A 25,214-nucleotide genomic window follows, 5' to 3' on the forward strand; every position below is an offset into this window, starting at 1 on the left:
ATCAACTCAGCTCGTTCCGGTTATCGATAATTGACCTTAAGCTGACCGACTGCCAGGTAGCGATGCTGAAGTCGGTCCAATGAGACAGGCTTGGGTTTACTCATCAACTAATGTGTTTATGCGATAAGGAGTTCGAGATGCAAATCAGCTTATTACAATCCCAAAGCGGCCGCGATGTCAAAGCCAATCTTGCGTTTATCGACTCGCAACTCAACGCCTTACCCCGTGATGCCAATGAGCCACAATTAGTGGTGTTACCTGAGTGTTGTTTATTGTTTGGCGGCCATGAAAGTCAACAGCTTGAATATGCTGGCAGTCAGCATCAAAGCGAACTAAAAAGCGCATTAGCCGCGTTGGCAAAGCAGTACCAAGTGTATGTTATTGCCGGCACCATTCCCATGCGTGCCGACGATGGTAGAGTGTTCAGCCGCTGTTATTTTTTTGATGATCATGGCGCCACCCTAGGTCATTACGATAAACTGCATTTATTCGATGTTGAGGTGAGTGATGACACCAAAACTTATCGCGAAAGTGATACCTTTCATCCCGGTGATCACATTAGTGTCATTGATACCCCTTTTGGCAAAGTTGGTCTAGCCATTTGTTATGACATTCGCTTCGGCGATATATTCCGGGCTTTGCGTTTGGCGGGGGCAGATTATATTGCCCTACCTTCGGCATTTACTAAAGTCACCGGTGAAGCGCATTGGCAAGTGTTATTACAAGCGCGTGCAATTGAAACTCAATGTTATTTGTTGGGCGCAGGCCAATGGGGGCAACATAATCAAGGTAGTAGAGAAACATGGGGTCACAGTATGATAGTCGACCCTTGGGGCCGAGTCATTGCTGAGCGAGCCACTGAATGTGGCTGGGTACAAGCTAAAGTCGATTTAGCCGAATTACGCCGTATTCGTCAACAAATGCCGGTGATGGGCCATAATCGATTTATGGCGCCACAGTTGAAATAACACTGGATACTACTATTAACACTGAATTCGCAGTATGCGTTACCCATTAATAAAGAGAATTTTAATGCCATTTTTAACCCAAATAGAGCAGAGTTTATTGCAAGATGGATTAACCTTAGATGGACTACAAGGTTACTTAAATACCATTCATCAACACAATATCGATTTTTCAGACCTGTATTTCCAAGGTAGCCGTCATGAGTCTTGGGTATTAGAAGATGGCATAGTCAAAGAAGGCAGTTTTCACATTGAGCGTGGTGTGGGTGTGCGTGCCATTAGCGGTGAAAAAACTGGTTTTGCTTATGCAGACGAGATTACTCCAGCCGCCCTTGATGCTGCAGCAAAAGCCGCCCGCGGCATTGCTAGCGCAGGTGAACAACACAAGGTGCAAGCCTTTAAACGTCAAACGGCTCATAAACTGTATGACAGTGCCGATCCGATTGCGGCTATGGACGAAGTCAAAAAAATCGACCTATTAAAGCAAGCCGATGCCTATATTCGTAGCCTCGACAGCCGTATTATTCAGGTAGTGGTCAGCTTATCTGGCGTGCATGAAGAAATATTAATTGCCGCAAGTGATGGCACGTTAGCGGCAGACATTCGTCCGTTAGTGCGTTTTAACTGTAGCGTTATCTTAGAAGACAAGGGCAAACGCGAGCGTGGTAGTGCTGGTGGCGGTGGTCGTCACGATTACAGCGCCTTTTTAGCCACAGATGAAGCAGGCTTACCGTTAAGCTTTGAATTTGCCCGTGAAGCGGTGCGCCAAGCACAGGTTAATGTTAACGCTATTGATGCCCCAGCAGGTGAAATGCCAGTGGTACTAGGTAATGGCTGGCCAGGTGTTCTACTGCATGAAGCGGTCGGTCATGGTTTAGAAGGTGACTTTAATCGCAAAGGCAGCAGTGCTTTTAGCGGTAAGATGGGTCAACAAGTGGCGTCCACTTTAGTCACCATAGTCGATGATGGCACCATGGAAAATCGTCGTGGTTCATTAAGTATTGATGATGAAGGTGTGCCAAGCCAAAAAACCACCTTGATTGAAAATGGTATTTTGAAAGGTTACATGCAAGATAAGTTAAATGCCCGTTTAATGGGGCAAACACCAACCGGGAATGGTCGCCGCGAATCTTATGCGCATTTACCTATGCCGCGAATGACCAATACTTACATGAAAGCCGGTGATTCCAATCCAGCAGACATTATTAAGTCAGTGAAAAAAGGCATTTACGCACCTAACTTTGGTGGCGGACAGGTAGATATTACTTCAGGCAAGTTTGTGTTCTCGGCTTCTGAAGCATATTTGATTGAAGACGGTGAAGTCACTCAGGCGATTAAAGGCGCGACCTTAATTGGTAACGGACCTGAGGCCATGGGATTAATTTCAATGGTGGGTAATGACTTAGCCCTAGATAAAGGCGTCGGAGTGTGCGGTAAAGACGGACAAAGCGTGCCTGTTGGTGTGGGACAACCAACATTGAAAATTGATCGTCTAACGGTCGGCGGCACAGCTTAACGTTAAGCTTCTATTATTAGTATTTTGACGGCTTGCTGAGTGTGATTACTCAGTGAGCATTTGTGATCTGAGCATCATTTAATGGCTTATCGTGGCTCATGTCATTTTACTGGTATCGATGCCAATTCTATTCGTGTCTGGGTATGTGTGGTCACTGGCGCTTATTTCTGAACCATCGGTATTAGCATCTCAAATTATTCCTGCAGTGCCTGCTATTATGGGAATGCTCGAGCAGAATCAATTAGGAGTAGGTTGGTTGGCTGTAATGCCTAAATGGCAGCAATTGTGGGGCTTGTTTGCGCTATTCGTCACCATGGTCATTATGGCAATTGCGCGTAAACAGCAAGATTTTAAGGTTGCATCATAAATACCTACGACACCTGCATCATACCAAATCAGCACCATAGTAGGTGAAGTCAGTAAGCTAACGTTACTCGGTTTAAGAAATGGTATAAGAGGTGGTATCAGTAAGCTAAAATCAGCCTCTTTCACCTATTTCACCTCCAACATCCCTTTTTTGTTAACAAGGTGCCTTCACGTGTTAATAGCAGCGCTAATAGTGGGTCTATTGCAAGGTAGTTAGCAGGGCAAAGGGTGCTGATAACCGTTTATTATCTCGCGGTGAGGTGAAGTAAGCAGGGCTAGCGCTTAGTTAATGTGTCTGGTTAAAAGTACAATGTTTCTTGCTTGGTGCCATCGATAAAGATGTCGCACTTATCTGCCGTGCTCGATTTTGCCGATTGTATAATGCTAGCAACAATACCAAAGCGTCCACCTTGATCACCGAGTACCGAGCCAAAGTAACAATCACCTTTAAACTTCATGTCCTCAAAGTTTGCATTGAGATTTTGTGTAGGCGTCATAGGCGGGAATCTGCCTTGCATGATCGCGTCACCATTGGCGGTCAGTAGCAGTTTCTTCTTTTCTGTATCATACGAGCCGCCAAGCACGATGGTTTGTTCATTGACGACAACCGTTTTATTTTGAGCCACGATCGGTGGTTTAGCTGCACAAGCGGTGAGTAGTACGCCTGCTGTAAAGGTAAAAAGTATAGAAATTATGCGCATTATTATTCCTTAGTATGCGTCGAGAGTCATAAGTCGGTCCCTCGTGATAGTAAACTAGCCCTGTCTACATATTCATTGTAACAAGTTATCAACAAATTCCAATAAAAAAACAGCCTGCTAAATAGCAGGCTGGTTAGTTAGTTTGTCGTTGTATTTTGGTTAGTTACAACAAGGTGACATAAAACGACAGCACAGTTTCAATGCCTTTAGGCGTAGTGGCTGTTAGTGTTACCAAGCTTGTACCAGCAGTACCATCATTTTCCATGCTAAATGAGGTTGATGTTCCACCTGCAGCGGTCTTGTTTGGCACGGTATAGCCAGAGAATTGCAAATCACCCTCTGTGCTAGCCACGGTTAAGGTCGTGCCAAAGGGTAATATTTGCTCAGCATTGTCGGTTAATACCACAGTAAACTGAGCAATATCGCCATTTGCAATTTCTTCATTGTTAGTGATCAAACTACCATCTCTGCTTACTGTCATCGTGGCCGTTGAACCTGACATTGTTAACACCAACGCCTTACGGATATAAGTGGTCATGGCATTGCTATCGCACAAGCTACCTTGGCACTGTGGGCCGTTAAACTTACTATCAGCCGCTTGGTATGTGTCACTCGCTTGAATATTAAAGTACGGTTCACCTGATTGATGTGTTCCTGACTCATCGTCATCTCTAAAAGCATCAGGCAAATCAACAAAACCGCCGTCATGGTAGGTTTCTACATCCATGCCGTTACCACTTCACGCTACAGACGTTGTACCGCTTAAACAGCCGTTAACCACGCAGCCATCGGCATCATCAAATACATTATTACCATTGGTATCAAAAAGGTTTCGTGGCCTAAAGCATAAGCTAAAATGGTGATGCGGTGATCGCTCACCCTAGGCGATGTTGAAGTCCAAGTGACTGAACATGTTCCGTTTACTATGGTACACGATGGCTCAATTTGACCACCTTCTGCGGTAAAGTTTATGGTGGTGTCGTCCGGTGCTGGGTTAGCAAAACTATCAGAGGCATAAGCTGTAATAGTGACTTCTTCACCATTGTTATCTCCAGCTTCTGGGTTACCGGTCGATCTTGAAAGACTAAACCCCAACTGTTGCGGTAAACCAGTGTTAACCGTTAGCTGTTCTGATTGGCTGGTAATGGTTTGATTAGTGTCGGCGTCAGTGGTTGATGCCATCACTCTTACCGGGGTAGGAATGGTGCCAGCTTGCACTCTTACACTCACTAAACCTTCTGAGTTAGTGATGCTGCTATCCGTTTCGCCGCCATTAGCAAATTGTAAGTCGCCAACTATGGTGTCGAGGCTAAAGTTAACTGCTTGTTGCGCCGCTGGTTGGCCATTAGCACTGCTCACTAAGAAGGTCACTAACGATGATTCTGTTGAACCAGTGCCGCCTGAACCTTTGATGCGGATTTGGCTTGGGTCGGCTGACACAAAGCTCACATTAGATAACGTTTGGCGTGCTAAGGCAAAAGGCAAACTTGCACTTAAACTGGTGCCATTAACGGTTGCTGTGGCGGTAATAGTATCACTGCGCTCACTATTGCCACTGCAGCTGACATCTGAAAAGGTTGAGCTAGCGGAGCCTGATAAGCTGGTAATAGGCGAGTCGAGTGAGGCATTATCATTGGTGGAACAGTCTGAGCTAAAGCTGATGCTGGTTGGGCTTTGCAAGCGTGTTAATGTGCCATCGGTGCTTTCGGTAACCAAGGTAGCAGTAATCCCAAATGTGCCACCTGCGCTAATGTTATAACTGCCATCAGTTGTTGCGACTAACGTTGTCGCTAATTCACTTTCAACAAACTCACCATTAGCATTATACGAGCCCATCTTAACATTACCATTCGTGGCAATATCGTCAGACGCTAACACTTCAAAAGCACTGCTGCTGGTGAGAGTGCGACCTTGATATTCTGTGGTGACGGTTAACAGGCTGGCACCTAACTCTGCCTCGGACGGCGTGTAGTTAAGCGTAGCAATACCTGAGGATTTTGTCAGTGCAGTTGCTGGCGCTAACGTAGCGCTACCGGCATTGAATGTCACAATTTGGTTAGCAATAGCTTGATTATTACTGTCAGTAAGCAAGGCATTGAGCTGAACTGTTTTATCAATATTAAAGCGAGTAATCGGACCGGTTGCGTCACTTATCGAAACGGTTAATTTAATCGCTTAGACAGGGGTACTGGTGTCATATTCTTTAAATTGATAATTACGAGTCGCACTGACTGAATCGTCATCACTTGATGTATAAGTTGCGGTGAGGACGCCGGCATCGCTGCTGCTTGATGTGACAACTGTTGTTGCAAGACCAGAAGATAGGGTTAACACCGTTGTAGGGGCTATTGCTGCATTGGTTGTGCTAAAGGTAATGAGTGCCCCACTGACGTTGGTATTACCGAACTTGAGGTGAGCTACGGCACAAAAACTGCCATCGATATCAAAAATAAGTCCATCGGTGCTGGAATCACATTGGCCATTAACCACATTTTGATAACTAACCGATAAACCATAACTGTCATCTGATGTATCTGAGTCGGTGCCGTCTGCGGCACCGTTACAAGCTGTCAATAACAACACTGAAGTCAGTAATAACCATAGTGTGCGAGCCATCATTTTGAGCCGCATTAGCAACATCCTTATTCTATTACACGGTTTAGTCTTTTATTTCAGCTCGCAAATACTTAAACAACTCTCTTGATGATTTTGATTCAGCACCTTTAGCCAGTTCTTTATTGGCTTGGCGGATCAATTGACGCATTTTTTGACGCTCAAGTTGTGGGTATAGATCCAATAACACTTGGATTTCATCATCGCCATTAGTTAATAAACGTTCGCGAATTTTTTCAAAAATTTGCACTTGAGCTGCTTCATTATTGTTTTTATTCAACACTTTATCGAGTGCAGCTTGAATAGGTTCATGCTCAAATCCGCGCATCAATTTACCAATGTATTGCAAATGGCGACGATAGGCTTCAGTTTTTTGTTTAATCAGTTTTGTTTTTAGAATCGCATCATACAGAAATTCATCTAAACCCATTTTGTCTAATTGAGTTTTGCTCAGGGCAATCAAACGCATGCCAAGTTCTTGAGCATCCTCACTTTCTTTTTTTACACCCGTTCTGCTGACATAGTTGTCATCATTATCATAGGGCTGCTGAAATAGCTCAGAATCGCCAACAATTTTCATAGTCATAAACCTCAAATCAATATGCATCAATGATAACATTTATTTGGCCTAGAATATGCAGAATTTATTGCTGATAGGCAGCGATATAAATGCTCGGTTATCAATCGCCATTTGAATTTGATATGCTAAGGTCAATTAGACTAATCAAAGAGTAAATTTGTGGCTTCTCATCCTTCTCCAGCGCCTAGCGCAAGTGAACCAACACCTAGAATTGATGCTGAATTATCGGCGTTAAAAGACGCTGTCACTGTTGCGTTAGAATACGCAAAAGTGTTGGGGACTTCGGCCGCTGAAGTGGCCATCAGTAAGCAGCAAGGTTTGTCGGTTTCGACCCGTGAAAAAGAAGTTGAAACCGTTGAGTTTAATAAAGACGGTGCATTAGGCATTACCATTTATCGTGATGGCCGCAAAGGTAATTCATCAACTTCAGACTTAAGCCCTGAGGCGATTCGCCAAGCGGTAAAAGCGGCCGATGGTATTGCGAAATATACCTCAGAAGATCCGTTCAGTGGCTTGGCTGATCCCGCTTTGATGGCGCAAGATATTCGCGACTTAGAGTTATATCATCCACAAGATATCGATGCAGAAGAGCTCGCTCAGTTGGCCATTCGTGCAGAAGAAGCCAGTTTGTCAGTTGATAGCCGTATCCGTAATTCCGATGGTGCAAGCGCCAACGCGCATACTGCCGCCAGAGTTTATGGTAACAGCCATGGTTTTCTTAACGGTTATTGCAGCTCTCGCTACAGTTTAAGTTGTGTTGTAATAGGCCAAGAGTCTGATGGCAATATGCAGCGCGACTACGATTATACGGTGGCCCGTAAGTATCATGATTTACTGTCACCTGAAGTGGTAGGTTTGCAAGCAGCAAACAAAACCTTAAGCCGTTTGGATGCGCGTAAAATTCCTACTGCAAAAATGCCAGTGTTATTTGCGCCTGAAATTGCCACAGGCCTCATGGGTCATTTAATTGGTGCGATTAGTGGTAGCAGTATTTACCGTAAGTCGAGCTTCTTAATGGAAGCGTTGAACACTCAAATATTCCCTGACTGGTTTAGCATTGAAGAGCAGCCGCATTTGGTTGGGGCGCTGGCTAGTGCTAATTACGACAGTGAAGGCGTGGCAACTCAAGACCGACGTATTATTGACCGTGGCCAACTAGAGACCTATTTATTAACCAGTTATTCCGCGCGTAAATTATCGATGACCAACACTGGCCATGCCGGTGGTATTTATAACTGGACCTTGAGCCATTCAAACCAAACATTTGACGACTTAGTGAAAGCCATGAATACCGGCTTAATTGTGACGGAAGTGATGGGCCAAGGCGTTAATGGTGTCACCGGGGATTATTCTCGCGGCGCGGCGGGGTTTTATGTTGAAAACGGCGAGGTGTTATACCCCGTAGAAGAAATTACCATCGCAGGCAATTTAAAAGACATGTTTATGGGAATACAAGGTGTAGGTAAAGATCGCGATTTACGTTCATCAATCCGCACCGGCGGTATTTTACTGAGCGAGATGAAGGTCGCGGGTAATTAACACCTTTTGCTGAAAAACGCATTTATGGTTTAAATGTAAAAATAATCAAAGCCTCTTATCTAATTGATTAAGAGGCTTTTTTTTGGCTTTAATTTGTCTCTTGACGCTTTATATCTTTACTTTACCTTTCTTGACAGTCGTTTACAGGCAAAGGTTGTCATAACTCTTGTAAATGTAACTAGATGGTTAATGGAGTAAATATGTTTAACAAAAAAATAAGTCGATTGATGATGGTGTCTGCAATGGGAGCCTTGTTATTAGGGTGTGGCTCAGACAGTGAAGAAAGCAGTGATGATGTCGCATATGTGCAGTTTTATAATGCATCACCTAATAGCACATCGACCTCGTTAGTGCTCGATGACTATTCATATACTGCGGTTGATTTTGCTGATGCAATGCCGCGTTATGCTTATAGTACAGGGAGTACAGAACTGGAAATTTATGGTCAAGATGAAGATAGTGAAACGGTAACCGTTTACAGCGATACCATTGATTTAGCGAGGGACTCGAACCATTTGTTTGTGCTTTATGGTGACTATCACGATCCTGAACTATTGGATATTAACTATTCACGCGATGAAATAGACGAGTTAAATGCCGACGATGATAATGACTACAGCAAAATGGAAGTGCTGGTGGCTAACGTAGCGACTGATGAAGGTACTTTTGATACCTATATTTCACTCGATACCCAAACCATTGACGAAGCGGTGATGCTCGGTAATGTGCCGTATAGCAGTTACACCAGCGAACAGATATTCGATACTGATGATTATATTGTGTATCTGACCGAAACCGGCACTAAAAATGTGATTTACACAACAGGTAGCATGAGTTTAACCTCGGAAACTGCCTATAAATTGATGATTCGCAACAGTTTTGGTGCAGGTGATATTAACGTCACTATCGACAGTATTGACTCAACTACAACGCCTGTTACTTACGCCGCGTTAGAGGCAACGGCCGATTATCGCGTGTTTAATGGTTTAGAAACTCAAAGTATTGACCTTGATGTGGCCAGTAAGCAAGAGACACAATACTTGTATGGTATTTCACCCTTCACAGTAACGGGTTACCAATCAACATCGTTTAATGATTATGGTATCACTGCTAAAGATGCGACGAGCAAAGCCAAGTTGTTCGATAACTTGCTAGTAACGTTTAACCAAGATGAAGTGAAGTCCTTACTGATTTATCAACAAGAAGACAGTTCTGTCAAAGGTATGGTGATCGAGCAAGACTTACGACCTCGAGCTTTTGAATATAAAGTCGATGTGGTCAATTTGGCTTACGATTATGATGATCTAACCGTGTATTTTGTCCGCGCTTCAGAAACTATCGAAACCGCCGAATACAGCTTAACGGATTTAGATTTTGTCGAGCAACTAAGCCTAACACTGCCTGAAGATTATTATGAGATTAACATTGTTTACGAGGCCGATAATGGCACGCAAACGTTAGTTTATCAGTCTGATGCAATCAGCTTTGATGGCGACAGTAACTATACTTTCGTGCTGACTCCAGACAGTACCAGCACTTTAGGTCATAGACTTACGTCATTACAGTAATGTTAAGTTAATTGAGAGTGAGTTAAGCCACTGCTTATAAAACATCAAAAAAGCCGATATCATCGATATCGGCTTTTCATTTAGCGCTTATATTCAAATGGACATACAAACGAGTAAGTTAGTTAGCCTAAGGCTAATTAGTGCGGTATTGGCTTAAAATTTTACCTAAATCAGCGGATGCTTTTGATAACGCTTTAACACCGCTTGAAGACTGTTGTGATAAACCCCTAATAACATTTGATTTCTGTCTTATATCCGTCAGTTCTTTGGCAATGTCATTTGCCACTGCACTTTGTTCTTCTGACGATGTAGAAATTTGGAAACTCATGTCCATAATTGAACGTGATGATTCTGAAATCGCATTAATATCAGTACCAATATTAGTGATCAAATCGCTGCTGGTTTGTGCCTGCTTAACCGTATCTTGAGTGATACTGTCGATATTGAGTGTTTCACTTTGCAGGAGTTCAATCATTTTATGAATTTCAACAGTCGCTGCTTGAGTACGACCTGCAAGGGTTCTTACTTCATCGGCAACAACGGCAAACCCTCGTCCCATTTCACCCGCGCGTGCTGCTTCAATGGCAGCGTTTAATGCCAGCAAGTTGGTTTGATCAGAAATAGCATTAATGGTGGTGATCACGTCATTAATATTGGTCGCATTAATTTTTAGGGTATGGACCGAGTTTGACGTTTGTTCAATGTAGGTCGATAACTGTTTAATTTCATTAATGGCACGCTTGGCTCGGTCATAACTCTGACGTGTATACTCCGAATCTTGTTCAACTTTTTGGGTTGAATTGCGGGCAATATTGGACACTTCAGCGGCTGATGCGGTCATTTCTTCCATTGCCGTAGCAACCGAGTCAAGTGATGCATATTGTTGATCAATTTGTTCAGCACTTTGAGTCGTTTCACTGGCAAACGAGCTGGAAGTCGTTTCCAATGTTTCGGCACTTTTTTTCACTGTAACAACAAGCTCGGTTAATGTGTCCATGGCTTTATCTAATGCACAACCAATGGTGCCGAATTCATCACGACCAGGATGGAAGCCTAAACGAGAGGTGAGATCTCCTTTGGCAATTTTTTCCGTGGTATCCCATAACACCCACAGCGCTCCACCAATAAAAGTGGCATTCCAGTAAAGCACGATAGCAAAGGGCAAGATCCATAACAATGATAGCAATAGTGACATTAATGCAGCTTGCTTAGCATTGGCTTCTTGACCATAGACTGATTCACTCAGCGTATAATATTGGCCATCTAATGCATAAACTGCAGTAACGGTATCTTGTTGGCGTGAACTGATTTGCGAACGACCAGACACCTGTAAGCCTAAGTTTGAAGCTTGTGCAAGCTGGCTGGTAGCATCTAGTGCTTGAACGGTAGCTGCCATTTTTTGTTCTAAAACATGTAATGATTGCTGTTCAATATGTTCAATTTTATTTAAGTAACCACTAATCGATACACTGGATAAAATGATCAGGAACAGTCCGAAGACAGTCCAAAACTTATCGTTAATGGACATTTTGATGAAGAGTTTATCGATATTTCTAAAATCAACTTGTTTCATGGTTTTGGTACCTGAACCGGTAAAGACAATAAATTCAAAGATTAGATAAGCTTGTCATATTTTAATATTAAATAGACAGCTTAATCGTATTTTGTGTGTGATGAACATGACATTCAATCATCATCAATACATGATCAATATCGACAATAAATCGAATATCTTAAGTTATTTATTGGATTTTTTGTACAATGTCTATTTAACGTACTAAGTCACTTACTGTTGGTGGAAATGTCATCGCGACAATCTGATAATGTCTGACATTTTCAAGATGATTAGATGAGAGGAATATACGGCACGCAACAGTATGTTGTAAGTTTTTTCTTTTTTATTTAAACAAGTGTTACAAAGTTTATTTTAACGTGTGCATATTAAAATGGAGGGGTGTTTTTATGTTAACTATTGTTTTTAATTGGTTATTTACCTCTCAAGTTACCCCTGTTCTGTTGTAAGTATAAAATATTAAAGCTAATCAATGAGATAGCTATTTTCTTGTCTCGTTAATGTGATCTATGTTGTTATTTATATAATCAAACTTTGACACAATCCAGCCGCATATTACAAAAAAATAGCATTTTGATTACAAAATATGGGGTTAAAAAATGAAAGGACTGACTAAACTAACGGCGGTTTCACTCGCAGTTGCTGCAGCATTGCCAATGATGGCAAATGCAGATGTATTGATTAGTGAATACGTTGAAGGTAGTTCATACAATAAAGCGATTGAGCTTTACAACAACAGTGATGTTGAAATTGATTTAACTGGTTATAAATTAGTACGTTATAAAGATGGTGATACCGTTGCGGAAGAGATGGTAGTGTTTGCTGACTCTATATCGGCCAAAAGTGTCAAAGTGATTTTGCATCCAAGTGCAGCGATTACCGTTCCGGCGGCTACCGACTCTATGACGGGAAATGTAAATTTCAATGGCGGCGATGCAGTTGGTCTGTTAAAAGACGGTGTGCTAGTTGATGTGATTGGTGACATTCCAACAACGACAGATTGGGGGAAAGACACTACATTTCAGCGTAATTTAGATGCCTTAACGGCGAGCCCTACATATGATGCAACCCAATGGGCCTCGTTAGATAAAGACACCTTTAGTGGTTTAGGCTCGCTTGACGCAGCTACCATTCCAGATACAGTCGCATTTACCTGTAATGGCGCCACACTAACCAATATTTATGATGTCCAAGGCGCTGGAGATTCTAGCCCATTGATTGTTGATGGTAGTTTTTCATCGGCTAACGAAGTGACCGTAAAAGGGATTGTTACTGCGAGAAGTGACAGTTTATATAAGGGTTTCTTTATTCAAGACATGCAAGGCGACAACTCGCCTTATACCTCTGATGGCATTTTTGTCTTTCTAGACCAAGCCGCGCCAGACTCGATTCAGCCAGGTGCTGAAGTGTGTGTGCAAGGTAAAGTAAACGAGTTTTACGGCTCAACTCAGATAGACCTTAAAGCCGATCAAAAATTTGAAGTGGGCGCATTAGGTGAAGTACCTGCCGCCAGTGCATTTTATGTTGCCGATGGTGAAACCCTAGCGCAAGCATTAGAGCGTGTCGAAGGCATGAAAGTGATATTAGATGCCGGTAGTGAGATGAAAATCACCCGCAACTTTAGTTTCGATTATGATTCATATCGTAACAATATGGTGTTATCTCATAAAGCCCCATTAATGAAGCCGACCCAAGTGTTTGAGCCAAATTCAGCTGAGTCTGTTGCATTAGGTGAAGCCAATGCTGTTAATCAGTTATTTGTAGAATCTGACTATAAGGCTAAAAGCGGCGAAGTACCTTACTTCCCAGATTTTAACGCTGAAACCGGCTACATCCGTGTTGGCGACCAACTAACAAACCTTGAAGGTGTGATTGGTTATAGCTACAGTGCATACCGTATTTTAGCGACCAACACCATTACGGCTGGTGATTTTATCCGCGCGAATGACCGTACCTATGCACCTACTGTGGCAGATATGGGTGATATTCGGGTTGCTAGTTTTAACGTATTAAACTTCTTCAATGACTCGGTTGGTGGTGATGTTAATCCATCAAACAGCAATCGCGGTGCGAAAGTAGAAGCTGAAATGGTATTGCAGCGCACTAAAATTGTGACTGCGCTAGTGGCCATGAATGCTGATGTTGTTGGTTTAATGGAAATTGCTAATAATGGCTTTGGTGAGCTTAGTGCAATCCAAAACTTGGTTGATGCTCTTAATGCCGAATTAGCGGATGATCAAGCCTATCGCTTTGTTGAAGTTGAAGATGCTGATAAATATGACGGCAAATTCATCGGTGGTGATGCAATTACCGTTGGTATGCTATATCGCCCCGCGCGTATCAGCTTAGACGGTGCAGCAAACGTTATCGCAACGCCAGAGCAACATGCTGCCGAAGGTGCTCAAACCCGCGAGAAAGACAGCGTGGTTGAGCAAAGCCCAGGCTATGATAAGTTCCAACGTCACAGCTTAGTGCAAAGCTTTAGCATTAATGATGAAAAACTGACTATTGTTGTTAATCACTTGAAATCGAAAGGTTCAGGTTGTATTGAAGACTGGGCTGAGTTTAACGAAGATTCAGAACCCGCTGACATGCAAGGCAAGTGTAATGCGTTCCGAGTGTCCGCTGCCAAAGTATTAGGTGAGTCACTAAAAGATGTTGAAGGTGATGTACTGGTTATTGGTGACTTAAATGCCTACGGCAAAGAAGATCCGGTTGCAGTATTGACTGACTATGATGCGTCAACAACTGATCATATTATCCGCACCGCTTCTTGGACAACCTTAAACGGTAAAGTGTACGAGCGCGAAGGTAGTGTGATTGATAAAGGTTATGGGTTAATTAACTTAAACACTCAAGCACATGGTGCAACGACTTACTCATATAGTTATAACGGTGAGTTAGGTAACTTAGACCATGCTTTGGGTAATGCGAGTTTAGCGGCTAAGTTAGTCGATATTGACGACTGGCACATCAACTCGGTTGAATCTAACCTGTTTGAATATGGCAGCAAGTACACTGGTGATTTGGTTAAATCAGAGAATGCATTTTCTGCCTCAGATCACGACCCTGTGATCATTGCATTGAGCTATCCAGAACCAGTAGTGGTATTACCTACGCCAACACCTGAACCTGTGAAAGACAGCGATGGTGGTAGTTTAGGTTACTTTGCGTTGATGTTATTAGGTGCACTAGGCTTACGCCGTCGCAGTTAATGATGAGGTGATAAAGAAGTATCATCGTTCATTGATGATGCAGAAAAAAGGATGACAACTGTCATCCTTTTTTTATGATACAACGACTCTTGGCTAGGGGTTAACGTCAAACGGATGCCTACCCATTTTGATAAGGACAGCCAATACGGTTCAAAGCATTGGCGATTCAACGCTTAAGGCTTGCTGACGACGATTTTGTATTGATTTCAGCCGCTGTTTACGACGATGCCAGTACAAATAAGGCGCCATAGGCGCCTTATTTGTAATTGGGGAAACGTTATTTATACAATTAAATCATATTGTTCACGTAATACTTTAATAATGTCTGCTTTAGGGTTAGCTGGGAGTGAAATCGTGGCTCCGGTGACTTTTTCTGCAACACCAATATAAGTACGAGATACGTTCATCATTGCTGCTAACGGTAGCTCGTTATCTCGAGCAAGGGCTTCACGTTCTGGCATTCTGTCTTTGTTTAACAAAATGTCGGCATCGTCAAAGTGATTTAATAAAAACTGACGGAAACCTTCTTTTGAGTTTTCAACAATCTTACCTTCGCGATAAGCTGCGCCATCCCAAATACGTGATGAATCAGGAGTGCCGACTTCATCCATGTAAATCAGTTTAGCGTTGCCGTCTTTATCGTTGACATAGCCAAACTCAAACTTAGTATCAACAAACACTTGGTCAAGCTTGGCTAGCGCAGCTGATATCACTTTAAAGCCTTGCTTGAGCAGGACTTCATACAGGTCGATATCTTGTGGTTTTTCAAAGCCAAATGCTTGGTAGTTGGCTTCAATGTCGCTACGACTAATATTGACGTCATCCTGTGCTGGTACACCCGGAATGCCGGTTAAAATGCCTTTGGTAGACGGAGTGATCAGTAGCTCAGGTAGCTTTTGATCTTTGTTTAAGCCTTCTGGCAGGGTAATGCCGCAAAATACTCGTTCACCTTTTGAATAAGCCCGCCACATAGAGCCGGTAATGTACTGACGACAAATGGCTTCCACTTTAATTGGTCGGGCTTTTTGCACTATCCACACAAAAGGATGTGGGATATCTAAAATGTGACTGTCGGCCAAGCCATTTTCGGCAAATAAACTAAACCAATGGTTGGAAATGGCATTGAGTGCCGCGCCTTTGCCTGGAATGCCTTGCAAGTTACCTTCGCCATGAAAAATACAATCAAAAGCAGAAATTCTGTCACTGATCACCATAATCGCTAGTGGCGTATCTTCAGGTACATCGTAACCTTTGTCGCAAATTAAGCGGCGGCTATCAGTATCGGTTAACCAGTAAACACTGCGAACTTTGCCACTGTGGACAGGCTTGTCAGTACGTATAGGTAAATCATTGTTCACGGCAAGAACGGAATCAGCAAGACTCATGCGAATGTTCCTTAGGTTGAAGGGCGTATAGGGTTTTTATGGCGGCTATGTTACCTGCATTAAGCGGGTTTGCCACGGGAAAGGGTGAGTTGAAATAGGCTTTTTTGTTATGCGAACAATCATCGACTAGTTTAGCAATATCTTGATAAAGACTTTGTCAGGTTAATCAGGCAAAATTCACCCCTAAAATAGTGTTTGGAATAACAAAAATTGAACAGCGAACAAGAAAGTATTAATAACCGTTTAGGGCTGATATTTGTGTCTATTGCGGTATTTTTCTGGGGTATTTTACCTATTGCGTTAAAGCTATCAGGTGGTTTTATTACCCCGGTAACCCTGACTTGGTTTCGGTTTTTAATGGCCTTGGTGGTGACCGGATTAATTCAATGGCGCTTAGGGGCATTAAGGCAATTTGTCGGTTTGTCTGTATCCGTTTGGGTTAAGTTAGCATTGGCGGGCGTATTGTTGATGTGTAATTACGTGTCGTTTGTGTATTCATTGGGATACTTAGCCCCTGGAACCGCGCAGCTTAATTTTCAAACCGCTCCGTTTTTCTTGGCTTTTGGCGGGGTGCTATTTTTTAAAGAACGTTTTAACGCATTTCAACTGAGTTGTTTTGCCACGTTAGCCTTAGGTATGCTGATGTTTTTCCATCCACAGCTCGATTTAAACCAAGCCAGTGATCATCAGGTACTGGTTGGGATTATGATTGTGCAGTTTTCGGTGATGTCGTGGACCAGTTATGCCTTATTACAAAAGTCGGTGAGCCAGCGTTTATCACCCAGTAACGTGTTGTTATTTATCTATGCATTAGGGATTGTGGCAATGGCGCCATTTAGCGACTTTAGTCAGTTTGAAGCGATGACATTGGATCAATGGTGGATAGTACTTTTCTGTGGTGCCAATACCTTGATTGCTTACAGCTGTTTTGCTCAAGCGCTGCATTATTGGCCGACAGCGCAAGTGAGTGCGATGTTGTCTTTAACCCCGGTATTAAGTTTTACGGCTACCGAGTTGGTGGTCAGTTTAGGCTGGTGGAGTGGGGTGTTTTCCAGCGCCAATATTGATGCACTGTCATTCATGGGCATAGTGTTAATTGTCTGTGCGGTGTTTGCGGTGCAAATTTTGCCCATGTATCAAAAGCGCAAACAGGCAAAAGCATTCAGAACTGTGTTGTAGTGCTTTAGTGATACGGATTATACCCAAACGACCTCGACATGCAGGCTAGGGCGGACGCTGTCCTACTAGAGTCGCTTCGCTGCTAGGGCGGACTGCGTCCTGCTAGAGTCGCTTCGCTGCTAGGGCGGACTGCGTCCTGCTAGAGTCGCTTCGCTGCTAGGGCGGACTGCGTCCTACTAGAGTCGCTTCGCTGCTAAGATTTTATAGCATCTAGCCGCGCAGCGTCCTAGCAGCGTAGCGATCTAGGCTCCTGCTATAGCATCTAGCCGCATAGTGACCTAGAACCTAGGAATAGTGATATTAAAAAGATAATCGGCAAGTTAATGGATGCTAATGATGTTTAGACTTATTTTGTCATTAGAATAGAAAACAAAAATGGAGCCCTTAGGCTCCATTTTTTATGTCATTCAACAGAATGATTAGCCGTTGTCACGAGGCTTACGTGGACGATCACTGCGAGCACGATCTGTGCGCGGACGACGTGGAGCACCTGCGCCGCGAGTCGTATCAGCAAAGACTTCATCACCCGCTTCACGAATGTTTAAAGGACGACCACAAACACGCACTTTTCTAAGGTGTGAAAGGATGTCTTTAGGCATTCCGTCAGGTAAATCAACGGTTGTAACTTGATCAAATAATTGAATTTGACCAATGAAACGGCTATCGATGTTCGCTTCGTTAGCAATCGCGCCAACGATGTTACCTACACCTACGCCATTTTCACGACCAACATCGATAACATAACGATTCATTTTCACGTCTGGATTATCTTTTAAGCCTTCTGCATCACCAAAACTATTTGGTGCTGGACGGCTACTACGTTCGCCACGGTCACTGCGTTCACGACGTGGACGGTCGCTGCTATTACGGTCATTACGATCGTTTCCGCGCTCGTCACGTGAATCACGCTGACGCTCTGTAATTGTCGGTAATTGTAGAGGGCGCTCTTGCTGTACTTGTTTCAACAAAGCAGCAGCCAATAAATCAGTATCAACTTCAAGTTGTTGGCATAATTCAGCAACGGCATTTTTCATGAAATCTAAGTCACCATTAATGGTCTCTTGGATTTGCTCACCTAAGCGAGATAAACGACGCTCTGCAACTGACTCTGGGCTAGGTACTTTCATTGGCGAAATACGGCTGTTAGTGGCGCGTTCGATAGTGCGTAACATGCGCATTTCACGATTGGTCACAAACAAGATCGCCATACCAGCACGACCAGCACGACCGGTACGACCGATGCGGTGAACATATGCTTCTGAATCATAAGGAATATCGTAGTTTACTACGTGTCCAATACGTTCAACGTCTAGGCCACGTGCCGCAACATCTGTCGCGATTAAAATGTCTAACTTGCCGCGCTTAAGCTGCTCAACAGCACGCTCACGAGCTTGTTGATTCATGTCACCATGTAATGGTGATGAAGCATAACCACGGGCTTCTAATTTTTCAGCTAATTCAACACAGCTGTTACGAGTACGGACGAAGATGATGATACCTTCAGTATTTTCAACTTCTAATACACGCACTAACGCTTCTAGTTTGTTGTGCTGTGATACTTGCACATAACGCTGATCAATAGACTCAACAGTTGCCTGGCTTGAGGCTATGCTGATGTTCACTGGATTGTTTAAGTGCTTAGCAGCAACACGCTTAATTTGCTCAGGCATAGTGGCCGAGAATAAGGCTAGTTGGCTATCAGCTGGCTTGTGCTCTAATACCCATTCGATATCGTCGATAAAGCCCATTTTTAGCATTTCGTCGGCTTCATCTAATACTAAGGCTTTTAGGCCATCTAGCTTTAATGTGCCACGGCGCATGTGATCCATTACACGACCTGGTGTACCGACAATCACTTGTGGTCCACGCTTAAGGGCGTTTAATTGTTGTTGCATGCTTTGACCACCGTAAATCGGTAGTACGTGGAAGCCTTTCATGTGTTTAGCGTAGCTACCAAATGCTTCGGCAACTTGAACCGCTAATTCACGGGTTGGTGCTAACACTAAAATCTGTGGAGCATTGATTTTCATGTCGATTTTGTTTAGTAAAGGCAGGGCAAACGCACCTGTCTTACCAGTACCAGTTTGTGCTTGACCGATAATATCTTTACCAGCCATAAGCGGGTCGATACTCGCCGCTTGAATTGGCGTTGGGTTTTCATAACCTAAGTCGTCAAGCGAACGCAACAAAGACTCAGACAGGCCGAGTTCGCGGAAAGTTTTTTCAGATGACATTGAGTTGTAGCCTTGTGGATGCGCACGAAGTTCGGAAGCTCGTGCTAAAGTTTCACAGACAGAAAATCAACCCCGTGTCGATTTCCCGCGCCGATATAAGGGGGCGTATTATAGCAGCAACTATGCTTGTTGACCACGTAAAAACTGAAAATAAACATTAATTTGCCTATTCGAGGTTAATATTGGCCTGATTCTTGATTTTTAGTTTTTGTTAATTGGTTGAAATGTGAACAGTTGTTGCTGTGAATTAGGTGATTTATGGGGCCTTAGTCAGTTTATCTATACTGAGCATTTGATACACTGTTTCAGCTACTGCCACAATAAAGTCGATGTCTAAGGTGCTTATTGTGTCGTCTGGCGTGTGGTATTGTGCATGGGGTGGTACGCCAAAATACACCCAAGAGTAACCAGCCTTATGAAATGCATAATGGTCTGATGCCCTTAGCCAATCACTTTTTCTCATCCGCCCACTTAACAACCTCGTGTGATGAGTACGGATACACAATTGATTTTGCTGCATCAACCCTGGCTCGATAAGTGCAAAATCAGCCAGATTGTGTTGACCTTTCATGTAGATTGCCCTGCGGTGGTCTGGGTGACCTATCATGTCTAAGTTAATGCTTAATTCAATATCCATCTGTGGCTGTTGTTGTAACAACGCCACCAAGGCATCGCTGCCATACAAACCGGGTTCCTCAGCATCAGTGGCAACAATCATTACATTGACATCATCTAACGGCGGATTGCGTTGCCATTGGGCGGCAATGGCCATCATTCCGGCAATACCTGAGGCGTTATCATCTGCTCCCGGATACATGTTTCTTGCCGTTTGACCTAAATGATCATAATGCGCGGTGATCACTCGCCATCGAGTGGAGTGGTTTTTTGCCGCAATGGTGGCGATGATATTAACCCCAGAGACGGCCGAAAATTGATGCTGATAGCTAAACGGTACTGCAAATGTTGGCTGCCAAGGTTGTAATCCCATCTCAGTAAACCGCTTTATTAAGTAGTCTTGAGTGAGACGCGCACCGTGTGTGGCAGTCTTGCGGCCTTGAAATTTCGCAGAGGTTAAGATGGATATGTCTTGGGTGACTTGTTGATTGGCATCGGGCCAGGTGGTAGTGATATTAGATGAGCATTGGCGCGGTGTTTGGCTACAGCCGATTAATAAGCTGCATAATAGGCTAAAACCAGCCACCTTAAGGCGAATTTGAGCAGTAAACATGGTGTGTTATCTCCTCTTATTCGCTTAAGGCTTGGTCGTTGATCTAAGCCTCTGATTTGGCTTTTTTCGCCTTTACCCGTTTGTTGTGTAACGCAAGCTTGGGCTTTAAGAATCTGGCCGTATGCGACTCTGGATGCTCTGCGATATCTTCTGGGCTGCCGGTGGCTAAAATCATTCCGCCGCCAGCACCACCTTCAGGGCCTAAATCGATAATCCAGTCTGCCGTTTTAATCACATCTAAATTATGCTCAATCACCACCACAGTGTTGCCGTGAGATTTTAAGCGATGTAATACTTCCAACAATAGTTGAATGTCGGCAAAGTGCAGGCCGGTAGTCGGTTCATCCAAAATATACAAGGTTTTACCCGTGTCGCGTTTAGACAACTCTTTAGCTAATTTAACCCGTTGGGCTTCACCGCCAGACAAGGTTGTTGCACTTTGGCCTAGACGAATGTACGACAAGCCTACATCCATTAAGGTTTGCAGTTTACGTGCTATTGATGGAATAGCAGTAAAATAGCCACGAGCATCTTCAACCGTCATTTGCAGCACTTCGTGAATGTTCTTGCCTTTGTATTTTACTTCTAAGGTTTCGCGGTTATAGCGCTTACCTTTACAAGCATCACAAGGCACGTATACGTCTGGTAAAAAATGCATCTCAACTTTAATTAAGCCATCACCTTGGCAGGCTTCACAGCGACCGCCTTTGACGTTAAACGAAAATCGACCTACCAGATAACCCCGGGTGCGCGATTCTTGTGTGCCAGCAAATAGCTCACGTATTGGGGTGAAAATACCCGTATAAGTGGCAGGATTAGATCGTGGCGTGCGGCCAATGGGGCTTTGATCGATATCGACTACTTTGTCGCAATGATCCATGCCTTTAATGCTTTTGTAGGGCGCGGGTTCGTCAACGGTGGCGCCATTGAGCATATGATGAGCTATTTTAAAGAAGGTGTCGTTAATCAGTGTCGATTTACCTGAGCCAGATACCCCGGTAACACAGGTAAATAATCCCACTGGAATGGTTAAATCAACATCTCTTAGGTTATTACCCGATGCGCCAAATAACTCAATTACCTTTTTCGGATCGATTGGGGTTCGCTCGTCACTAATGTGTATTTGCTTTTTACCGGAAATATACTGACCCGTGACAGACGCTTCACAGTTAACAATATCTTCTAGGGTACCGTCGCAAATGACTTCACCGCCATGAACACCAGCACCAGGGCCGATATCAATAATGTGATCAGCAAGACGAATAGCATCTTCATCGTGTTCGACCACAATGACAGTGTTACCTAAATCGCGCAGGTGGATTAACGTTTGTAATAAGCGTTCATTGTCGCGTTGATGTAAACCAATTGACGGCTCATCAAGCACGTACATTACGCCCATTAAACCAGCACCAATCTGGCTGGCTAAACGAATACGTTGTGCCTCGCCACCCGATAAGCTGTCGGCTGAGCGTGACAAACTTAGGTAGTTAAGGCCTACATTGACCAAAAAACCGAGGCGTTGACTGATCTCATTTAAGATTTTTTCGGCAATTTTAGCCCGTTGACCTTCAAACACGACCGTGTCGAAGTATTGTTTGGTTTCGCCAATCGACCACATCGTTAGCTGGGGTAAATTGAGTTCGCCAATAAACACGTTGCGGGCTTCTTCACGTAAGCGCGAGCCGCCACAGCTGTTACAAGGTTGCATATTAATAAACTTAGACAGTTCGTCGCGTACCGAGTTACTTTCGGTTTCGCGGTAGCGGCGGTCCATATTATTTAAAATGCCTTCAAACGGATGATTACGCACCACTACGTCGCCGCGGTCATTAATGTATTTAAAGGCGATGCTTTGTTTGCCAGACCCATACAGGACTATTTTTTTGATTTTGTCGCTAAGGGCTTCAAATGGCTGTTCGACATCAAATTTATAGTGTTCGGCCAGTGAACTGAGCATTTGGAAATAATAAAAGTTACGTCTGTCCCAACCGCGGATAGCCCCTCCAGCCAACGACAATTCGGTATTGGTGATAACGCGTTCTGGATCAAAAAATTGCTGCACGCCTAAACCGTCACAGGTTTGGCACGCGCCAGCCGGATTGTTAAATGAGAAAATTCGTGGCTCAAGTTCTGCCATCGAATAGCCACAATGTGGACAGGCAAAATTAGCCGAGAATATCAGCTCTTCAATATTGTTATCTTCCATACTGGCAATTTTAGCGATACCACCAGACAGTTCTAAAGTCGTTTCAAACGACTCCGCTAAGCGCTGTTTCATGTCTTCGCGAACTTTGAAGCGATCGACAACCACCTCAATGGTGTGTTTGATGTGTAAATCTAATGTCGGAGGATCGGTTAAGTCACACACTTCACCGTCAATACGAGCACGGATATAGCCTTGTGCCGATAAGCTTTCAAGCAGCTTAACGTGCTCACCTTTACGATCGTTTACCACAGGCGCAAGCAGCATTTGGCGGCTGTCTGCTGGTAAGGCTAATACTCTATCAACCATTTGGCTGACCGTTTGCGCCGATAAAGGCTGGTTATGCGTTGGGCAACGAGGCTCACCCACACGGGCAAATAATAAACGTAAATAGTCATAGATTTCGGTAATGGTACCGACGGTGGAGCGCGGATTGTGTGAGGTTGATTTTTGTTCAATTGAAATGGCAGGACTTAAGCCTTCAATATGATCAACATCGGGCTTTTCCATTATGCTCAAGAATTGACGCGCATAGGCCGACAGCGATTCGACATAACGACGTTGACCTTCTGCATACAAGGTATCGAAGGCTAATGATGATTTTCCTGAACCGGATAACCCTGTTATCACAATAAGTTTGTCACGGGGTATGGTTAGATTGATGTTCTTAAGATTGTGGGTTCGGGCACCGCGTATTTCAATTTTATCCATCGACTCGCTCTATGACTTATGTAAAACAAAACAGCAATCAGTATCGCATAGTTTATTGGCGGACTTCATATCAATTTTGTCTATGGTGGTTTTAAGATACGCATCGAACAGACCTAAGGTTTAACGTGCACCCATAAAACATCTTATATCAAAAACTGTGATTTCCTTTTGAGCTAATTTATGTCGCTGTGATAATATGCGCAGCTCATAATATTGTTGAATCACTTATCAAAGGGCACCGCATGGCCAGTAATGGACTGTCAGGTTTGGAGAAAAAGGTCGCATTTTCGTTAGCCGGAGTGTTTGGTTTACGAATGATGGGATTGTTTATGATTATGCCTGTCTTCGCGCTGTATGGTCAGCATTTAGAAGGCTTTTCACCGCTGTGGGTAGGTATTGCCATTGGTGCTTATGGATTAACCCAGGCTTTTTTACAGATCCCTATGGGTATTTTGTCCGACAAATACGGACGTAAGCCGATTATTCTCGGTGGTTTAGTCTTGTTTGCGATTGGTAGTTTAATCGCCGCATCGTCGGACCACATTTATGGCGTGGTATTTGGCCGTGCAGTACAAGGTATGGGAGCCATTGCTGCAGCCGTGTTAGCCCTTGCCGCCGATTTAACCCGAGACGAACAACGCACTAAAGTGATGGCCGTCATTGGCATGTGTATTGGTTTTTCATTCGCCTTGTCATTATTAGTCGGACCGATTGTGGCGCAGTATTTAGGCTTAACAGGGTTGTTTTTGTTAACCGCAGTATTAGCCGTATTGGGTATGTTAATCGTGCAGTTTTTTGTGCCCAATCCAATTAGCCAAGCGCCTAGAGGCGATACGGTAGCAACCCCGACAAAACTCAAGCGTATGTTGTTAGACCCACAATTATTTCGCTTAGATGCAGGCATTTTTATTCTGCATTTAGTGCTCACCGCGGTGTTTGTCGCCTTACCATTAGATTTGGTTGATGCTGGTTTAGTCAAAGAAAAACATTGGATGCTGTACTTTCCCGCGTTTGTTGGGGCCTTTTTCTTAATGGTGCCGCTGATCATCATTGGGGTTAAACGCAACAACACCAAAACCATGTTCCAATTGTCGTTGATGATCATGATGGTGTCACTTGGCATGATGGGGTTTTATGCTGATAATATTTGGGTGCTCAGTGGCGCCGTAGTATTATTTTTCACCGGCTTTAACTACCTTGAAGCATCACTACCGAGTTTAATTGCTAAGTTTTGTCCTGTCGGTGATAAAGGTTCGGCCATGGGCGTGTATTCGACCAGCCAGTTTTTAGGTGCCTTTTGCGGCGGCATGTTAGGCGGCGGAGCCTATCAACTCGTCGGCGCATCCGGGGTGTTTTTTGTCGCACTAGGACTGATGTGTGTGTGGTTATTCTTGACCATAGGCATGCAAAAACCTGTACTATTGAAAAGCTATACCCTTGAAGCTACAGTAAAAGATAAATCCGATGCACAAAATATGGCCAGCAAATTGTCGCAGTTAATTGGCGTCGTTGAAGCCATTGTGGTACTCGAAGAGAAAGCGGCTTATTTAAAGGTCGATGATAAATTCAATTTAAGCGAAGCGCGAGCTGTGTTAGGCTCTGTGGATTAGATCGTATTGATCGCTAAGCTTAGTATTC

Annotated in this window: 14 protein-coding genes and 2 pseudogenes; 8 read left to right on the plus strand and 8 right to left on the minus strand. The window is 43.7% G+C overall.

What is annotated here, in order from left to right; genetic code table 11:
- Positions 1–137: 137 nt before the first annotated feature.
- The 3 genes and pseudogenes from CXF80_RS15360 to CXF80_RS15370 all read left to right on the plus strand — a co-directional run.
- Positions 138–968 carry a carbon-nitrogen hydrolase family protein gene (locus CXF80_RS15360; protein WP_101033820.1) on the plus strand — a complete coding sequence of 277 codons (831 nt, stop codon included), beginning with the start codon at positions 138–140 and terminating at the stop codon, positions 966–968.
- Positions 969–1,032: 64 nt separating this feature from the next.
- A complete protein-coding gene (gene tldD / locus CXF80_RS15365; RefSeq protein ID WP_101033821.1) occupies positions 1,033–2,481 on the plus strand; it encodes a metalloprotease TldD in 1,449 nt (482 codons plus the stop codon).
- A 100-nt stretch (positions 2,482–2,581) separates the two neighbouring features.
- Positions 2,582–2,848, plus strand: a pseudogene (locus CXF80_RS15370) (ABC transporter permease); the annotation flags it as partial.
- Positions 2,849–3,146: 298 nt separating this feature from the next.
- On the opposite strand, the gene CXF80_RS15375 reads toward CXF80_RS15370, so the two are convergent.
- The 3 genes and pseudogenes from CXF80_RS15375 to yjgA all read right to left on the minus strand — a co-directional run bounded on the left by CXF80_RS15375 (position 3,147) and on the right by yjgA (position 6,741).
- Positions 3,147–3,548, minus strand: coding sequence for a hypothetical protein (locus CXF80_RS15375; RefSeq protein WP_101033822.1), 402 nt, complete (start codon positions 3,546–3,548; stop codon positions 3,147–3,149).
- Positions 3,549–3,711: 163 nt separating this feature from the next.
- A pseudogene (locus tag CXF80_RS15380) lies at positions 3,712–6,179 on the minus strand (hypothetical protein).
- Between the two features lie 28 nt (positions 6,180–6,207).
- Positions 6,208–6,741: a ribosome biogenesis factor YjgA gene (yjgA, locus tag CXF80_RS15385; protein WP_101034789.1), complete on the minus strand. Its 534-nt coding sequence runs from the start codon at positions 6,739–6,741 to the stop codon at positions 6,208–6,210.
- 159 nt (positions 6,742–6,900) lie between these two features.
- On the opposite strand from yjgA, the gene pmbA reads away from it, so the two are divergent.
- Positions 6,901–8,280 carry a metalloprotease PmbA gene (gene pmbA, locus CXF80_RS15390; protein ID WP_101033823.1) on the plus strand — a complete coding sequence of 460 codons (1,380 nt, stop codon included), beginning with the start codon at positions 6,901–6,903 and terminating at the stop codon, positions 8,278–8,280.
- Positions 8,281–8,480: 200 nt separating this feature from the next.
- Positions 8,481–9,848, plus strand: a complete 1,368-nt coding sequence (locus tag CXF80_RS15395) for a hypothetical protein (protein ID WP_101033824.1) — start codon at positions 8,481–8,483, stop codon at positions 9,846–9,848.
- A gap of 133 nt (positions 9,849–9,981) precedes the next feature.
- Here CXF80_RS15395 and CXF80_RS15400 read toward each other — a convergent pair whose 3' ends face one another.
- On the minus strand, positions 9,982–11,421 hold the full coding sequence (locus tag CXF80_RS15400; RefSeq protein ID WP_101033825.1) for a methyl-accepting chemotaxis protein: 1,440 nt from the start codon (positions 11,419–11,421) through the stop codon (positions 9,982–9,984).
- A 599-nt stretch (positions 11,422–12,020) separates the two neighbouring features.
- Here CXF80_RS15400 and exeM point away from each other — a divergent pair.
- The gene (gene exeM, locus CXF80_RS15405) at positions 12,021–14,636 is read left to right on the plus strand and encodes an extracellular exonuclease ExeM (RefSeq protein ID WP_101033826.1); all 2,616 of its coding nucleotides are present in this window, start codon (positions 12,021–12,023) and stop codon (positions 14,634–14,636) included.
- Between the two features lie 281 nt (positions 14,637–14,917).
- Here the strand turns inward: exeM and CXF80_RS15410 are convergent, their stop codons facing one another.
- Positions 14,918–16,021 carry a phosphoribosylaminoimidazolesuccinocarboxamide synthase gene (locus CXF80_RS15410; protein WP_101033827.1) on the minus strand — a complete coding sequence of 368 codons (1,104 nt, stop codon included), beginning with the start codon at positions 16,019–16,021 and terminating at the stop codon, positions 14,918–14,920.
- Between the two features lie 210 nt (positions 16,022–16,231).
- Here CXF80_RS15410 and CXF80_RS15415 point away from each other — a divergent pair, with 210 nt between their 5' ends.
- Positions 16,232–17,200 carry a DMT family transporter gene (locus CXF80_RS15415; protein ID WP_101033828.1) on the plus strand — a complete coding sequence of 323 codons (969 nt, stop codon included), beginning with the start codon at positions 16,232–16,234 and terminating at the stop codon, positions 17,198–17,200.
- A gap of 419 nt (positions 17,201–17,619) precedes the next feature.
- Here the strand turns inward: CXF80_RS15415 and CXF80_RS15420 are convergent, their stop codons facing one another.
- The 3 genes from CXF80_RS15420 to uvrA form a co-directional block, all read right to left on the minus strand.
- Positions 17,620–19,434: a DEAD/DEAH box helicase gene (locus CXF80_RS15420; RefSeq protein WP_101033829.1), complete on the minus strand. Its 1,815-nt coding sequence runs from the start codon at positions 19,432–19,434 to the stop codon at positions 17,620–17,622.
- A gap of 256 nt (positions 19,435–19,690) precedes the next feature.
- Positions 19,691–20,662, minus strand: a complete 972-nt coding sequence (locus tag CXF80_RS15425; RefSeq protein ID WP_101033830.1) for a M20/M25/M40 family metallo-hydrolase — start codon at positions 20,660–20,662, stop codon at positions 19,691–19,693.
- A 43-nt stretch (positions 20,663–20,705) separates the two neighbouring features.
- Positions 20,706–23,576, minus strand: coding sequence for an excinuclease ABC subunit UvrA (uvrA, locus tag CXF80_RS15430; protein WP_101033831.1), 2,871 nt, complete (start codon positions 23,574–23,576; stop codon positions 20,706–20,708).
- A gap of 242 nt (positions 23,577–23,818) precedes the next feature.
- Here uvrA and CXF80_RS15435 point away from each other — a divergent pair, with 242 nt between their 5' ends.
- A complete protein-coding gene (locus CXF80_RS15435) occupies positions 23,819–25,186 on the plus strand; it encodes an MFS transporter (RefSeq protein WP_101033832.1) in 1,368 nt (455 codons plus the stop codon).
- Positions 25,187–25,214: the final 28 nt, after the last annotated feature.

It is taken from the genome of Shewanella sp. Actino-trap-3, assembly GCF_002836275.1.
In the GTDB taxonomy this organism is placed as follows: domain Bacteria; phylum Pseudomonadota; class Gammaproteobacteria; order Enterobacterales; family Shewanellaceae; genus Shewanella; species Shewanella psychromarinicola.

What these genes read in the sequence shown, in the direction of transcription:
- CXF80_RS15360 (WP_101033820.1), top strand. Translation starts at nt 138, where the DNA reads ATGCAAATCAGCTTATTACAATCCCAAAGCGGCCGCGATGTCAAAGCC.
- tldD (WP_101033821.1), top strand. Translation starts at nt 1,033, where the DNA reads ATGCCATTTTTAACCCAAATAGAGCAGAGTTTATTGCAAGATGGATTA.
- CXF80_RS15375 (WP_101033822.1), bottom strand. Translation starts at nt 3,548, where the DNA reads ATGCGCATAATTTCTATACTTTTTACCTTTACAGCAGGCGTACTACTC.
- yjgA (WP_101034789.1), bottom strand. Translation starts at nt 6,741, where the DNA reads ATGAAAATTGTTGGCGATTCTGAGCTATTTCAGCAGCCCTATGATAAT.
- CXF80_RS15395 (WP_101033824.1), top strand. Translation starts at nt 8,481, where the DNA reads ATGTTTAACAAAAAAATAAGTCGATTGATGATGGTGTCTGCAATGGGA.
- CXF80_RS15400 (WP_101033825.1), bottom strand. Translation starts at nt 11,421, where the DNA reads ATGAAACAAGTTGATTTTAGAAATATCGATAAACTCTTCATCAAAATG.
- exeM (WP_101033826.1), top strand. Translation starts at nt 12,021, where the DNA reads ATGAAAGGACTGACTAAACTAACGGCGGTTTCACTCGCAGTTGCTGCA.
- CXF80_RS15410 (WP_101033827.1), bottom strand. Translation starts at nt 16,021, where the DNA reads ATGAGTCTTGCTGATTCCGTTCTTGCCGTGAACAATGATTTACCTATA.
- CXF80_RS15420 (WP_101033829.1), bottom strand. Translation starts at nt 19,434, where the DNA reads ATGTCATCTGAAAAAACTTTCCGCGAACTCGGCCTGTCTGAGTCTTTG.
- CXF80_RS15425 (WP_101033830.1), bottom strand. Translation starts at nt 20,662, where the DNA reads ATGTTTACTGCTCAAATTCGCCTTAAGGTGGCTGGTTTTAGCCTATTA.
- uvrA (WP_101033831.1), bottom strand. Translation starts at nt 23,576, where the DNA reads ATGGATAAAATTGAAATACGCGGTGCCCGAACCCACAATCTTAAGAAC.
- CXF80_RS15435 (WP_101033832.1), top strand. Translation starts at nt 23,819, where the DNA reads ATGGCCAGTAATGGACTGTCAGGTTTGGAGAAAAAGGTCGCATTTTCG.